Origin of the sequence: Rhodococcus sp. NPDC060176 (assembly GCF_042728675.1) — a bacterium.
GTDB lineage: Bacteria > Actinomycetota > Actinomycetes > Mycobacteriales > Mycobacteriaceae > Rhodococcus_F.
Window position 1 is genome coordinate 109,876 of record NZ_JBHWYS010000003.1, and the last position, 14,821, is coordinate 124,696.

The following is a 14,821-nucleotide window of genomic DNA, read 5'->3' on the forward strand; positions in this document are numbered from 1 at the left end:
CTGCCCACCCCTTCGAAGGAACGCACCATGACCGCCATAACGATTCCTGAATTCATCACCGATCCGTTCTTCGGCCTACACGACCGATGGATCGAGACCGCCCCAGGGGAGATCACCCATTACCATGAGCTCGGCGAGGGCACACCCATTCTCTTTTTGCACGGATCCGGGACTGGGGTCACCGCCGCAGCGAACTGGTGGCTCAACCTGCCTGCCATCAGTGAACATGGTCGCTGCATCGCAATCGATTCCATCGGTTACGGACAAAGCATCGTCGCCGAGGGCACCAAGTACGGCATCAGGGAATGGGTCAGACACGCAGTTCGAGTTCTCGATGCACTCGGGATTGAGAAGACATGGATCGTCGGAAACTCGCTCGGCGGCTGGCTTGCGTTCCAATTCGCGATCGATTTTCCCGAGCGTTTGCTGGGCATCGTATCGATGGGTACCGGTGGCGCCAAACTCACGGGAGCACTTGCCGGACACTCCAATCCAACCCTCACGGAAGAGGGCATTCGTAAGACCCTCGAACTCTTCGTCGTTGACAAGTCCCTCGTCACCGATGAACTCGTTGCCCTTCGATACCAGTCTGCACTCAACGACACCGCATCCGACCGCCTGGCCGACGTCGTCGCAGCACGCGATCGCGACCGCCAAGAGCTACCGCTCGACTTCGACGTCCTTGCGCGATTGGAGATCCCAGTGCTGCTGATCCACGGTGTACAGGATGTCGTCATACCGGTCTCACGCACGTGGGAGCTGCTCAATCTCATCCCGCATGCAGACGCGCACATCTTCAGCCAGTGCGGTCACTGGTCCCAGGTCGAACGCGCCGAGGACTTCAACACCGTGATCACGCGATACCTCGCGTCCCACGGCGTCGGACACTGAGAGGCGAAGACCATGCCGCACGCACTGCTCTGCATGTCCCACAGCCCACTCCTACATCACGTCGACCCGCCAGGCGACGTCAAGTCATCGGTGGAGGCAGCATTCGGACATGCCCGCTGCTTTGTCGAGGACTTTGCCCCCGATCTCGTCATCAATTTCGGACCGGACCACTACAACGGCTTCTTCTACGACCTGATGCCACCCTTTTGTATCGGGTACACAGCGCACGGCACCGGCGACTACGATTCCTTCGCGGGCGAGCTGAACGTCCCAATAGAGGTCGCCGAATCGTTGGCCCAACACGTCATCGATCGTGAGATCGACGTGGCCATCTCGCGACAGATGGAGGTGGACCACGGCGCCGTACAACCCATGGAGATCATTTTCGGCGATGTCGCGCACGTCCCGGTCGTCCCGATTTTCGTCAACTCGGTGGCGCGGCCCTTCGTGAAGATGTCCCGCGTTCGTGCCTTCGGACATGCTGTGGGCGAATACTTTTCGTCGTCAGATAAGAAGATCCTGTTCATCGGATCCGGCGGTCTCTCGCATGACCCTCCTGTGCCGCAGATCGCAACAGCTACCGAGGCGCAGCGCAAGATGCTCACAGACGGGCGTAACCCCACCCTGCAGGCGCGCGCCGCCCGGCAGGCTCGCGTCATCGACACAGCTCGCGCGTTCGCCGCAGGCGAAGCTGACATCATGGATCTCAATCCTGAGTGGGACCGCGCGTTTCTCGATGTCTGCCGCTCGGGTCGCGTTGACGACTTCGACGAGTACACCGCCGACGAGATGGACGCCGTTGCCGGACATTCGGCTCACGAGGTCCGCAACTGGGTCGCCGCGTATTCGGCGCTGGCGGCCTGTGGTGGCTACCGCGTGACCTACGAGTTCTACCGCCCCATCAAGGAGTACATCGCCGGGTTTGGAATCACCACAGCTGTCCTCGATCAGGAACGTACCTAACTTGACAGCATGGTGACTGTCAGTACTTTGACAATATGTGTGGTCGCTGTCACTCTTTTTATCAGGTCGTCCGGCCGTATCGATTCTGCGCTTCGTGGTTCTGCTGGAGCACAACACATTCCGACTACAGAAATGACCGTATTCATGGACGTTCGAGAAGCGATTCGAACTGCGCCGATGCGTCGGTACCAGATTCGGACCATCGCTATCTGCTTGGTTCTGAGCATGGTGGACGGATTCGAGATCCTCATCATGGCCTTCGTGGCACCACATCTCGGAAAGGACTGGGGTCTGTCCTCGGTCGAGATCGGATGGCTGCTGAGCGCCGGAATCATCGGTACAGCGCTTGGGGCAATCTTCATCTCGCCCTTGGCCGACCGCATCGGACGTCGGAATCTCGCGATCTGGTGCCTGGCCGGAATCGTGATCGGCATGGGCCTGTCCGCCGCCGCGATGAACGTACCGCAGATGATCGCCTTTCGAACCTTTGCGGGTATTGGTATCGGCGGCCTCGTCGCCAACCTCAACGTGCTCGTCTCCGAGTACAGTTCGGACAAGCGTCGAGGTTCGGCGCTGGGAATCTACGCCGTGGGCTACCCGCTCGGCGGCGCACTGGGCGGCGTCGTGTCGGGCGTACTCATTGCCCAGTTCGGGTGGCGATCGGCGTTCGTCTTCGGCACGATTCTCACCGCAGTCCTGTTGGGTATCGTGATCCGGGCATTGCCCGAGTCGATCGAATTCCTCATCGAAAAACGCCCGAAAGATGCACTGGGGAAATACAACACGATCGCGAAGAAGCTCGGGTACGCAACGTCGACCGAATTACCGGTGCGCCTCGAGGTGGTACGAAATGCGGTGCGAACAGGGCTGTTCGAAGGGGTCATGCTGTGGCGCACCTCAGCACTGTGGCTCGGATACTCGTGCCTCATTGCAGCCTTCTACTTCGCGAACACCTGGACTCCGAAGCTTCTCAGCGATTCAAGTGGTGACGCGAACCTCGGTGTCACCGCAGGCATCCTCATCAGTGTCGGTGGTGTCGTCGGCTCGCTGATCTTCGCAGGCCTGGCCATGGTGATGCGGCCTCGCATGGTCACCGTGCTGCTGATGTTCGGCGGCGCGATCGCATTTGGTGCCTACGCCACCGGTTTTCAGGTAGCAGCTGTTGCTCTGACTCTGTCTCTGTGCGTGGGAATCTTCGCAGCAGGAGGCGTCACTGCGTTCTATGCGATCAGTCCTCCGATCTACCCCACCGCTGTTCGAGGCACAGGTGTGGGTTGGATGATCGGTTGCGGTCGAACGGTGTCGATCGTCGCGCCGATTCTTACGGGATATTTGCTGAACATGGGAATGTCTCCGAAAGACCTCTACGTCGGTTTCGGCGGTGTCATGATCGTCGCCGGCGTAGCCGTTGTACTTCTCGATCTCACTTACCGGCAGAAGAAGAGTCGCGTTGACGCGGTGACATCCCGGGTGGAGTCGGCGTCGGTGTGAACAGCGCTCGCGACAGTCGAAGCTGACGGCCCCTCGATGGGGGGTGGCCGGCAGCTTCGACTGTCGCTACTCGTCGAGTGACTTCTTGGACGACTCAGCGATGCGGATGGATATTCGGTCCAAAAAGCCTTTGAACTGCGACTTTTCGTCGGCATTCAAACAATCGAACCAATACGCTTCGAGTTTGTTCTGCGCCGCGAACGATTCCTCGATCGACTTCGTGCCTTCGGCGGTCAGCCTGATTGCCACCAACCTTCGGTCCGTCTCCGAGGTTCGATCGCGAATGATCAAGCCGGCCGACTCGAGATTCGCCAGCACCGTCGACGTTGTCTGCCTGCTCACACCCGCGAGCCGCGCGAGGTCTCTGGCCTCGATCTCCTCGAACAGCCAGATCATGTACATGATGCGAAACCCACTGAAGCTCGACCCTTTTGGCCGGTGCACCTCACGCTCGAGTTCCTGCAGATGGGCTGCCGACGTGCGGACCAGCGCAAAACCCAATTCGACTGCGCTCTCGTCGAGACCGGCCATTCGGCGGCGCGTCAATTCTGCTGCGGTGGCCCCGAAGTCACTGCCCGAAATCGCCGAAGGCTGTGGCGTCGACCGAGACGGGTCCGTCGACCGTGTAGCCATGGGATCCGACCTCCGTGTCGTCGTGGATGAAATCTCACCGCTGCCCAGACTAGCGAGGGGCCTGACGGTCATTTCAGAGCACGTCGGAGAATCTTGCCACTCGCGGTCTTGGGAAGATCACTGAGAATCTCGATCTCACGGGGCACCTTGAACGCAGCAAGATTGTTCCGACACCACGCAATCAGGTCACTCGATGTCGCCCCGGCAGCCGGATCGACGGCAACGAACGCTTTGACCGACTCGCCGCGGTAGTGGTCGGCTACGCCAACAACGGCCGCCTCGCGGACCGCCACATGCGAGTAGAGGACCTGCTCGACCTCCCCGGGCCACACCTTGAAGCCCGACGCAATGATCATGTCCTTCATCCGATCGACGACGTAAAGCAACCCGTCGTCACCGAACACGCCGACGTCGCCGGTCCGAAACCATCCGTCGCGGAACGCCGCAGCCGTCTCCTCGGGCCGCTCCCAGTATCCCGGCGAGACCACCGCACCACGTACGACGATCTCACCCTTCTCTCTGTCTGGGACATCCACACCGTCGGGGTCGGTGATCCGCAATTCGACGCCGCTCAATGGAAGCCCGTTCGCCAATGCAGTCGTCGACTCGTCGACAGGAGCGCGGGTCCCGATCGGCATCAAGACACACGCAGCCGAGGTCTCGGTCAGGCCATATCCGTTGACGATGTAAAGCCCGAAGCGGCGCTCGAACTCGTCCACCACAGCTGGCGGTAGTGGTGCGCCCCCTGACAAGAGCACTTCGAACGAGGCGAAGGCCTCAGCAGTGTCGGTGTGCGCCATCAGTGCCATGTACGCCGTCGGCGGGCCGACGGTGAACTTCGGTCGATGCGCGAGGAACAGTTCGATCGCAACGGCGGGTGCAAATCGATACGGCAGCACGAGTGTTCCCGCCAGCGCGATCGACTGGGCGAATTCGACGACCAGCCCGGTCACATGGAACAGCGGTGCCATCGCGAAGATGCATGCAGCATCTCCTAGATCCAGCGCTTGTGCCGTCGATTCGATGTCGACGGCCAGATTGCCGTGAGTGAGGATCGCACCCTTCGGTGGTCCACTGGTCCCGGACGTGTAGCAGATCAATGCGACGTCGACGAAGGAGGACGCGAACCTAGGCGAGACCTTTCCTGACGATGCCACCTCGATCAGATCGTCCGCGCCGGCGACATCGGCCGCTGAGTATGCTTTCGGCTCACCGAAAACTCGAATGTCGTTGTGAGTCTGGAAGTCCCGCTCATCAGTGGTCAGCACGACGAGCCCGGAACGTTCTGATGCCAACCCTTTCATCGCATCGACGTAAGCCTCCCGAGAGCAGACCACCGCGCGCGCCGTGCAGTCGACCAGTATTCCGGCTACCTCCTCGCGGCGATACATAGGATTGATCGGAACAACGATGCACCCTATGCGCCAGGCTGCGAGCACGGTGATGACGAAGTGCGGCGAGCTCTGTAGTTTCACCGCTATGCGGTCCCCGGAGGTGAGTCCACTGTCGATCAAGTGGGATGCCAGCCCCGAGACCAGGTCCTCGAGGTTGCGATAGGTCAGGTGTCCGTCGAAATACTGGAGGGCCACACGCTCGGGAACACGAGCCACAGCGGCGGTGAAATGTTCGGGAATGGTTGGGGGCGCCGTCCGGATGGTCACCTGACTCCTCTTGCTGTGGACCCGATACGCAAGGTCTGACCGCGAACGAGGCATACCGCAGTGCCGTTCGAATCGGAGATCGTCACGTCGTAGACGCCTGTCTTCCTCGCCTGATGCACGACGCGGCACTCGGCAGTCAGGACATCGGCGAAGGGTGCCGCATTCGGATACACGACCGACGCCGTGGTCGTGATGACGTCGAAACCCGAGGCGTAGGCGACCGCGGTGTCGGCCAGCAGGAAGGTGATTCCACCGTGGCAGATTCCGTGTGGATTGAGCATGTCCGCTCGTACCGTCATCGTCAGTCTCGCGTGTCCTTCGGCGATCTCTATCGCCTCGATTCCGTGAGCGAGTGCGCACGCGTCACGGGGATCGATCATAGGCTTCATCGTCGCGGTAGCCCGCTCGTCGTCCATTCTTCCAGCATGACTGTCAGTGCATTGACAGTCAACCCGTTGGTCGATTAGACATGGTTCGAAAAGTAAGTCCGACGAGGAGAGACCATGCTCAGAACTGCCTACTCCGCCGATCATGAAGAATTCCGGTCGATCGCACGCGAGTTCGTCAAGCGAAGTCTCGAGCCTTTCGCCGAGGAATTTCTTCGCGACGGCATGATCTCGCGTCGAGCCTGGATGGAGGCTGGTAAACAAGGCCTGCTCGGACTCGAGGTACCCGAAGAATACGGCGGCTCCGGAGCCGCCGACTACCGATACAACGCTGTGTTGGGGGAGGAGATCGCCAAGTTCAGTGCCTCAGCTGCATCGTCGTTCGGAATCCACATGGACTGTGTCGCGCCCTATCTCGTCGACCTCGGAACCGAAAGACAAAAGCGACGTTGGCTACCAGGGTTCTGCTCGGGCGAGATCATCGCGGCGATCGGGATGACCGAACCGAGTGGCGGATCAGACCTTGCGGCTCTGAAAACGACAGCAGCTCGAGACGGCGCCGAGTGGGTGCTGAACGGCTCGAAGACATTCATTACGAACGGAATCCAGGCAGACATCGTCGTCGTTGCAGCCCGCACCTCCACCGGCACCGGTTCCAAAGGAATCACGCTGTTCGTCGTAGAAACCGGCATGCCGGGATTCGAGCGTGGCCGCAAGCTGGACAAGGTCGGCCAGACCGACTCCGACACCGCCGAACTCTTCTTCCACGACGTGCGGCTCAACAGTGAAAACGTGCTCGGCGAGATCGACCGAGGGTTCGTGCACATGATGGAACGCCTTCCGCAGGAGCGGATTGCGGGATCGGTCAACAACCTCGCCCACGCAGCACAAATTCTCGACGAGACTATTGAATACACCCAGGAACGCAAGGCATTTGGCCAGCCGATCGGCTCGTTCCAGTACAACAAGTTCGTCATTGCCGAAATGCAGACGAAGATCGACGTCACACGCGCCTTCGTCGATCTGTGTGTGGTGCAGCACGCCCAGAAGACCCTGTCATCGGTGGATGCCGCCAAGGCCAAATGGTGGTCAGCACAAGTCCAAAACGACGTCATCGACACCTGTGTCCAACTGCACGGCGGCTACGGCTACATGAACGAATATCGCGTTGCTCGGGCATGGCGCGACGCGAGGGTCACCAAGATCTGGGCAGGCAGTAACGAGATCATGAAGGAACTGATCGGCAGGGATCTCGGGCTGTGAGGCCGCCTGACTAGGTTGCGCGCACCCCCGCCGCTGAAGGGTTCGCTATCCCTTCTCGATCAGGGCCTGACGGAATTGACGGTGCGGCGTCTCAGAAATCGCTCTGCCGCTCGTGCGTTTTCGGCCCAGGCCGTAATGACCGAAGGTGCACGAGCGGCAGACCCACACTTAGGCGCCGTAGTGGGTGCGGAGTTCGTTTTTCAGAATTTTCCCGGACGGGTTTCGGGGTAACGCATCGCTGCGGTACATCCGAGTCGGAAGCTTGTAACGCGCAAGACTCGCGCCGCCGAAATCGCGCAGGCTTTCCAAGGAGATCGACGATCCCGTCTTGACCGCCACAATGGCAGTTACTGCCTCGCCCCAGAGTTCGTCGGGCAGTCCCACGACGGCGACTTCAACAATGTCGGGATGCCCGTAGAGCACGCTCTCGACCTCGGCGGGATAGACATTTTCTCCACCGGTGATGATCATGTCCTTGATCCTGTCGACGACGAACAGAAATCCGTCCGAATCCAGATACCCCACGTCGCCAGTGTGGAACCAACCTTCGGCGTCGATGGCGGCGGCAGTCGCATCGGGGCGATTCCAGTAGCCGACCGTCATATTCGGTCCACGAAGGCAGATCTCACCGCGGTCGAGCGGGGTCTTGATTTCCATACCTTCGCCGCCGAGAAGCTTCACCTCGGTGTAGAGCGGCGGCTTACCTGCCGACCCGAGCTTGGTCAGCGCATGTTCGGCACCAAGAAACGTCGCACTGGGCGACGACTCGGTCAGGCCGTACCCTTGCATCATTCCGATACCGCGGTCGGAGTACCGACGCAGCAGGGGTTCCGGCGACGGCGCTCCTCCGCAGATCACCAACCGGAGTGTCTCCAGATCGGCCGACTCGAAACGCGGATGCAGATCGAGAGCGGTGAACATGGCCGGAACGCCGAACATTGTCGTCACTGAATACTTTTCGATATCTCCGAGGACGGCGCCCGCTTCGAATTGGCGGTGCAAAAGCACGTGTCCGCCCTTCATCCACGTGGTGAACGTAGTGACATTCAGCCCCGCGATGTGGAACAGCGGCGCAACGACGAGCGTCACGTCGTCTTCCAGCACGTCGAACTGGCCGAGCAAGTTGATGTTGTTCCACCACAGGTTCGAATGGCTTAACCTCACACCCTTGGGCCGTCCGGTGGTACCCGAGGTGTACATAATGATCGCAGTGTCGTCAGGTTCCGCCGAGGTTGCACCGTCCGACAGTGGCACGGTGGCAACGAGTGCCTCGTACGAGCTCCACGATGGCTCGGTCGACTCGATGTGGATGCAGTCGCAGTCGACGAGCTCCTCGCGAATGGTGTCGACGACGGCGACATGAGCCGAGTCGACCACGAGGACGCGGGGGGTGGCGTCGCCGATGATGAAGGCCAGTTCCGGGCCGGTGAGCCTGGTGTTGAGGGGGACGAACACTGCACCAATTCGGGCCGCTGCTAACAATGTCTCGAAGAACGCGGGCTGATTGGCGCCGAGGAATGCCACTCGATCACCGCGAGCAACTCCGAAAGAATCCAAGCCCGCCGCGACGCGGTCGATACGCTGCTGGAGTTCGCCGTACGTGTAGCTCTCACCTTCGAAGGTAAGGGCGGTTCTATTGTTCGACCGTGCAGCGCGTGCCGCGAACCAGTGTCCCAGATCGATACCTACTGTCATTGTCTCACTTCACTTTTCGGTCTGGATGTAATTGCATGGGCATGCCGCTGCGACGCGTGGGGACGAGCGCGAGGAGCACGGCCGATATGAAGGCGGGTAGGGCAAGGGCATAGAACTTGGCGTCGAAGCCGATCCCGATGGAAACCAACCAACCCAGATAGACAGGGCCGAGTATGCCGCCGACGCGACCGACGGAGAGATTGAGTCCGAGACCGGTTCCCCGTACCTGCGCCGGGTAGTACGAGCCGACAAACGCGTTGATCAAAATCTGCAATCCTGTCGTGCCGAGACCGACGACGGCGACGAGTATGTATGCGACTCCGACCGGTGGCATTGCCGTCAATGCGAGGAGCGCAAGGGCGGAACATAACGACGTCACCGCGACCACTGGCTTTTGGCCGAAGCTGTCTGCCAGATTGGCTGCGATCAACACACCGACCACGGATCCGCCCTTGAGCGCAACGAGAAACCACAGAGCCCCGGACAATCCGTATCCGCCGGAGCGCATCAAATCCGGGAGCCAAGTCGAAACTCCGAACGTCACGAGCAGGCAGCAAAAGGTGGCTGTCCAGAACAACAACGTGCCGCGACCGCGGCCATCGCCGAACACGACGGACAGTCGCGTACGCGAGGCCTCCGAAATATCGGCGGGTTCGGGATCGCTCAGCCCGTATCGGCGCCGCGTCGACATTGCCTGAGCAGTGCGCCCACGGCTTTCGAACACTGACGGCGATTCGGGGAACCAGCGAATGAGGACCGGTACTGTGACCAGTAACGGCAGCGCCCCGACCAGACACATCGCTCGGAAACCGAAAGCGGGTACGAGCCATACCGCCAACATCGCTGACGCCATACCGCCGATACCGACTCCGATGAAACCGAGAGCGCTGTTTCGGCTTCGACGGTCCACCGGCGCGAACTCAATGAGAGTTGCGGCCACAGTGGGCATGACAGCGCCGGCGCCGATGCCGATCAGCAACCGCAGACCGAGAAATACGGTGGGGTCGGGGGCGAGAGCGGATAATCCCATCGACACCGAAAACAACACAACCGCGCCGACGACGACCGGCTTGCGGCCGATCCGGTCCACCAGCACGGCGGCTACGAGTGCGCCGACCAGCATTCCGAACACCGCAGCAGCGCCCATGTAGCCGATGACCGAGGCATCGACACCCCATGGCTCGTACTCGCGTAATGACGGCACGATGCTTCCGAACATGGCGAGGTCGAAACCTTCGACAATGAGGACGGCGAAACAGGCCGCGACTACGCTCCAGTTCGATTTTGTTTCAATGCTCACACTGTGATCGTTATCGATCTTTAATTGCACATCTTATGTGACCACAGTCATCCCGGTGGCCGCAAGTATGGAAAATTTCAACCGTTGTACTTGCTGAGCTCCGCTGCCGCATCGAGCATGTCAGGCACTACCCGTCTGACCAGTTCCTCAGAAGCGCTGATCAACACCACGCAGGCCGGGGGCTCGTCCACTGGCCGATCCAGTGGCACTCCTAGTCCCCAGTAACCGGGTTCGACCTCGCCGTAACTGATGACGTACCCGTCCGTGCGGGCGGCGGTCACTGTCCCGGATTCGCCCTGTTGGAACGGGCGGGCAGCCAGTAGTGCGTAGCCGGCCGCTCCACGGTCGATCGGGTGCCGTCCGCCTTGACGGAAGGAGACCCAGTACCGGGCATTGGCCGGTTCGATCACCGCAACGGCCACGGCGTCGTCCTCTTCCCCGACGAAGATCGCAATGGTCCCGCCGAGCGCATTCGCAAGCTTGCGCATCAACGGTGTCGACGCATCACGCAGGCCTGAGTAGAGCTCACGACCGAGTGCTGCGATGCCGCCGCCGGCACGGTACCGGCCATCTGGTCCGCGCGCCACGAGCCGGAAATCGGCGAGAGTCGACAGTAGTCGCGACGCGATGGTTCGATGCACGTCAAGCGACTCGGCAATGTCCTGGATTGTGAGGCCCCCCGGTGTCGTCGCTACGAGGCGGAGAGCTTCGAGTCCCCGTGCGAGCGTTTGTGTGCCGGGCGTTCGATTCGAAGTGGGGGCGTCAGGGGTTTCGGACATCGCTTGATGGTAAACACTATGTGCACTATGTGCACATCGATGTCGCCGGGCATGGCCCTACTGTTGGCTCATGGATTTGGACAACCGCCTCTCGCTGCAAAAGCTCGATGTCTTTTGCAAAGTTGTCGAACTCGGGGGCGTCGGGAAAGCCGCGGAAGCACTCTTTCTCTCTCAACCCGTAGTCAGCGCGCATCTGAAATCGATGCAAGGGCGCATGGGTGCGGATCTTTTCGTTCGCGACGGTCGAGGTTTACGACTCACTGAAGCCGGCGAGGCTGTGCACCGTTGGGCGCTCGATGTCCTGCGCGGCAGAGTCGAACTGGCCAAGAGCCTGGAAGGGCTCGGGCAAGGGATGGCAGGCTCGGCGAGGATTGCAGCGAGCATGTCCGCAGGAAATTCATTGCTCCCCGCACCACTGGTTACCTTCCGCAAGGCCCACCCTGCGGCGAATCTCACCCTTACGATCGCATCGGTGGAAGCCGCGTTGGACCGACTGACCTCCGGCTGGGTCGACTTCGCTGTCGTTGGAACCGAATTGGCTCACAACACCCGAATCTTCGAGACTCATCTGCTCGGTCGACCGCGGTTCACGCTCGTTGCTGCCGCATCGAACACGTCGATCCCTTCCCGGATCAACCGAGAGCAACTGGCCGAGCTCGAATTCGTGTCTCCTCCGGCTGGCCTGGCCATCCGGCAAAGTCAAGATGCCGCCTTGGCGTCACTCGGGCTCTCGGACAGAAAGGTCTCCATCGAACTCGGCAGCGCTGAATCCATCAAATACGCCGTCGAACAGGACCTTGGAGTGTGCTTGTTGTGGCGCACATCTTTGGACGCCGAACTGACCGGCGGACGGCTACGCGAGATCGAGATCGTCGGTGCCGATATCAGGGACAACCTTTACTTCGTGCAGCGTCGAGATCACAAGCTGACCGCCCTGCAGACCCGGCTCAAGGCAATCATCGTCGAGGCGGTGGGAAAGCAACTTTCCTATTGATAGCTATTCAGCTATTGATCCCTGGAAAACTTTGTATTAGATCTATCGGACACTTCGACCTACGTTGAGACCCACGTCACAAGCAATGTAGGAGTTCAGATGATCAACCCAATTCGCCCACTCCGGCGTCCCATGAGCTGGATCGCCGTCGCGGCCGCCGCGATGGCTCTTACCGCCTGCAGTGCGTCGGACGACGCTTCGTCGGGCTCGGGAACCGCAAGCATCGTCATCGCCGAACAGAGCAATGGCGGCGTCACCACCGGAATGCTTCCCCACCTAGCCGACCAGCTCGGCTTCTTCGCCAAGGAAGGGCTCAGCGTCGAGAAATACGTGTCGGTGACCAAGGGCTCGGACGCTATCTCCGGGCTGCTGTCCGGAGATGTCCAGGTGGCCCACATCGGGGCCGATGGAATTGTGGCTGCCGCTCAAGGCGGGCCGGTGGTCGGCATCGGAGCCAACACGGACGCTTCGATCTGGACTGTAGTGGCGAGCCCCGGAGTGAAGACGTGGGCCGATCTCAAGGGTAAGACCATTGCATTGGGGTCGGTCAGCGACATCACTCGCAGTGTCTTCGACCGCCTCGCCGGTGAAGCGGGCCTCGACCCGGAGACCGATCTCGAATACGTTGCGCTCGGCGCCACTCCCCAACGTGTCGCTGCAGTGAAGAACGGGCAAGCTGCAGCCACTATCGCGGCCTACCCCACCGCATTCGGAGTCATCGAATCCGGCCTCACCGACCTCGGGTTCACCCCGTCGGGTGGAGCCGCTCCGATCCTCATGACCACCGACATCGAGGCCTCCAAGAGGTGGACTGAGTCCAACCCAGATCAGGTGACCTCGTATCTGAAAGCGATTGCTGCGGCACGCCAGTACGTGCAGGATCCAGCCAACGCCGATGATGTGGCCACACGCACCTCGGAGATCAGCGGCGAAAGTCCCGACTCGATCAAGAAGGCGCTAGAGCTCTACTACTACGACAAGCCGGCCGACAGTGGTCTTTTCCCTGCCGACTTCCACCACGTCGACGGCGCGTTCGACGCCACCGTGCAGGCCTACCTCGATCTCGGACTATTGAAAGACTCGATCTCCGAGGACGAGTACATGGATTACACGTTCGCGGACCGCGCAACAGAGGGCCTCAAGTGACCACGACAGATGTGAGCCGCGATACGACGACCCCGCCATCGGACCCCGAGACGACACCGAACAAAGTGCGGCGCAACCGAATTCCGTACGGACTGCTGTCCATAGTCGCCGGGTTGCTCGTGTGGGAGGCCCTTGTGCGCGTCCTGCAACCCAGCCGATTGATCATCGTCGCACCCAGCGAAATCCTTGCTCGCCTGTTCGACATGATCGTCTCCGGCGAAATCTGGCCTGATTTGTCCGTCAGCCTCCAAGGGTTCGCCGTCGGCTACATTCTCGCCGCAGCAGTAGCGATTCCGCTCGGACTGGCGATCGGTGCGAGCACGCTGCTCTACAAGCTCGCCAACCCGTGGGTCAACGCTCTCTACGCGACACCGATCATCGGCCTTGCACCCCTGTTCATCATCATTTTCGGTTTCGGGCTGACATCGAAGATCGCGGTCGTCATCGCTCTGGTGATCTTCCCAATCTTGATCAACACGGTCTCTGGAGCGAGAGCAGTCGGCATCGACCACAAAGAACTCGCGGTCGTCTACAAAGCCAACCGATTCGAAACATTCACCCGCGTGCTGTTTCCCGGGTCGACGCCCTTCATCCTCACCGGACTCCGGCTCGCCGTGGGTCGCGGCCTCATCGGTGTCGTCGTCGCTGATCTTTTCGGAGCGAGCAAAGGTCTCGGCTTGAACCTGCAGCGATCGGCGCAGGCATTCAACACTGTCGACATCTTCGCCGTCACTCTGCTCCTGGCCTTCCTGGGTATCGCCTCGAGCGCCGCCCTCGAGTACTTCGAACGCCGCGCATACCGAGGAGTCAAGCCATGACCACCACCCTCACGACACCCGCACTGACACTGACCGACATCGGAAAGACATTCGGCACCAATGCTCCCGTTCTCGACGGCGTCTCGCTGACCGTGGAACAGGGAGAGTTCCTGGCGATCGTGGGACCCTCCGGTTGCGGTAAGACGACATTGCTCCGCATCATTCAAGGTTTGGACGTCGCCACCACGGGAACGGTCGTCAACCAGACCGAGAGTGGATCAATCCCGCGCATGAGTTACGTGTTCCAGCGAGCATCACTGCTTCCCTGGTACAACGTGCGAGCCAACGTCGCCTTCGGGCTCACACTGGCAGCAGGACGACACATCTACGCCAACAAAAGCGAACGCGATAACGCTGTCGACGAGTTACTCGAACTGACGGGGTTGAGCCGCTACGCGAGTTTCTATCCCGATCAGATCTCCGGCGGAATGCAGCAGCGTGTCAACGTCGCCCGCGCTCTTGCCGTACGCCCAGACGTACTGCTGCTGGACGAACCCTTCAGCGCGCTCGATGCACTGACCAGGGAGAAACTCCAGATCGACGTGTCACGAATCTTGTCGCGTGTGGGTACGACGGGCGTACTTGTCACCCACGACATTCGCGAGGCAGTGTTCCTGTCCGACCGCATCGCCGTGATGACCGCGCACCCAGGCACCATCCGCGAAATCGTCCCCGTGACCGCCGAACGCCCCCGCACCGAGGAATACCAGCACAGTCCTGAACTCGCGACCGAAGAGCGCCGGATCTGGCGCATGCTCCACGACTGACTGCCCGACCCGTATACGAACCTGAGGACTCTTC

Annotated in this window: 14 protein-coding genes; 8 read left to right on the forward strand and 6 right to left on the reverse strand. The window is 60.6% G+C overall.

Annotation, left to right across the window (positions count from 1 at the left end; all coding sequences use genetic code 11):
* The first annotated feature begins 27 nt into the window (after positions 1 to 27).
* The 3 genes from ACFWEM_RS15415 to ACFWEM_RS15425 all read left to right on the forward strand — a co-directional run bounded on the left by ACFWEM_RS15415 (position 28) and on the right by ACFWEM_RS15425 (position 3,345).
* Positions 28 to 891 carry an alpha/beta fold hydrolase gene (locus tag ACFWEM_RS15415; RefSeq protein WP_378534778.1) on the forward strand — a complete coding sequence of 288 codons (864 nt, stop codon included), beginning with the start codon at positions 28 to 30 and terminating at the stop codon, positions 889 to 891.
* Positions 892 to 903: 12 nt separating this feature from the next.
* Complete coding sequence (locus ACFWEM_RS15420) at positions 904 to 1,854, forward strand: 3-carboxyethylcatechol 2,3-dioxygenase (protein ID WP_378534780.1); 951 nt, start codon at positions 904 to 906, stop codon at positions 1,852 to 1,854.
* Between the two features lie 132 nt (positions 1,855 to 1,986).
* Positions 1,987 to 3,345, forward strand: a complete 1,359-nt coding sequence (locus ACFWEM_RS15425; protein WP_378534783.1) for an MFS transporter — start codon at positions 1,987 to 1,989, stop codon at positions 3,343 to 3,345.
* Positions 3,346 to 3,411: 66 nt separating this feature from the next.
* Here the strand turns inward: ACFWEM_RS15425 and ACFWEM_RS15430 are convergent, their stop codons facing one another.
* From ACFWEM_RS15430 to ACFWEM_RS15440, 3 genes are all read right to left on the reverse strand, one after another.
* The gene (locus tag ACFWEM_RS15430) at positions 3,412 to 3,978 is read right to left on the reverse strand and encodes a MarR family winged helix-turn-helix transcriptional regulator (protein WP_378534785.1); all 567 of its coding nucleotides are present in this window, start codon (positions 3,976 to 3,978) and stop codon (positions 3,412 to 3,414) included.
* 68 nt (positions 3,979 to 4,046) lie between these two features.
* Complete coding sequence (locus ACFWEM_RS15435) at positions 4,047 to 5,639, reverse strand: class I adenylate-forming enzyme family protein (protein ID WP_378534787.1); 1,593 nt, start codon at positions 5,637 to 5,639, stop codon at positions 4,047 to 4,049.
* Complete coding sequence (locus ACFWEM_RS15440) at positions 5,636 to 6,019, reverse strand: hotdog fold thioesterase (protein ID WP_378534789.1); 384 nt, start codon at positions 6,017 to 6,019, stop codon at positions 5,636 to 5,638. Before ACFWEM_RS15440 ends, ACFWEM_RS15435 begins: the two co-directional genes overlap by 4 nt.
* Before the next feature lie 123 nt (positions 6,020 to 6,142).
* Between ACFWEM_RS15440 and ACFWEM_RS15445 the strand changes: the two genes are divergently transcribed.
* Entirely contained in the window at positions 6,143 to 7,288 is a 1,146-nt protein-coding gene (locus tag ACFWEM_RS15445; RefSeq protein WP_378534791.1) for an acyl-CoA dehydrogenase family protein, read from the forward strand.
* 168 nt (positions 7,289 to 7,456) lie between these two features.
* On the opposite strand, the gene ACFWEM_RS15450 is transcribed toward ACFWEM_RS15445, so the two are convergent.
* The 3 genes from ACFWEM_RS15450 to ACFWEM_RS15460 form a co-directional block, all read right to left on the reverse strand.
* Positions 7,457 to 8,983: a long-chain fatty acid--CoA ligase gene (locus ACFWEM_RS15450; protein WP_378534794.1), complete on the reverse strand. Its 1,527-nt coding sequence runs from the start codon at positions 8,981 to 8,983 to the stop codon at positions 7,457 to 7,459.
* Between the two features lie 4 nt (positions 8,984 to 8,987).
* Positions 8,988 to 10,283, reverse strand: a complete 1,296-nt coding sequence (locus ACFWEM_RS15455; RefSeq protein WP_378534796.1) for an MFS transporter — start codon at positions 10,281 to 10,283, stop codon at positions 8,988 to 8,990.
* A gap of 77 nt (positions 10,284 to 10,360) precedes the next feature.
* Entirely contained in the window at positions 10,361 to 11,062 is a 702-nt protein-coding gene (locus ACFWEM_RS15460; RefSeq protein ID WP_378534798.1) for an IclR family transcriptional regulator, read from the reverse strand.
* A gap of 70 nt (positions 11,063 to 11,132) precedes the next feature.
* Here ACFWEM_RS15460 and ACFWEM_RS15465 point away from each other — a divergent pair, with 70 nt between their 5' ends.
* From ACFWEM_RS15465 to ACFWEM_RS15480, 4 genes are all read left to right on the forward strand, one after another.
* Positions 11,133 to 12,056: a LysR substrate-binding domain-containing protein gene (locus ACFWEM_RS15465; protein ID WP_378534800.1), complete on the forward strand. Its 924-nt coding sequence runs from the start codon at positions 11,133 to 11,135 to the stop codon at positions 12,054 to 12,056.
* A 99-nt stretch (positions 12,057 to 12,155) separates the two neighbouring features.
* Positions 12,156 to 13,202, forward strand: coding sequence for an ABC transporter substrate-binding protein (locus tag ACFWEM_RS15470; RefSeq protein WP_378534802.1), 1,047 nt, complete (start codon positions 12,156 to 12,158; stop codon positions 13,200 to 13,202).
* Positions 13,199 to 14,020, forward strand: a complete 822-nt coding sequence (locus ACFWEM_RS15475) for an ABC transporter permease (RefSeq protein ID WP_378534804.1) — start codon at positions 13,199 to 13,201, stop codon at positions 14,018 to 14,020. Before ACFWEM_RS15470 ends, ACFWEM_RS15475 begins: the two co-directional genes overlap by 4 nt.
* Complete coding sequence (locus ACFWEM_RS15480) at positions 14,017 to 14,787, forward strand: ABC transporter ATP-binding protein (RefSeq protein WP_378534806.1); 771 nt, start codon at positions 14,017 to 14,019, stop codon at positions 14,785 to 14,787. Before ACFWEM_RS15475 ends, ACFWEM_RS15480 begins: the two co-directional genes overlap by 4 nt.
* Positions 14,788 to 14,821 lie beyond the last annotated feature (34 nt).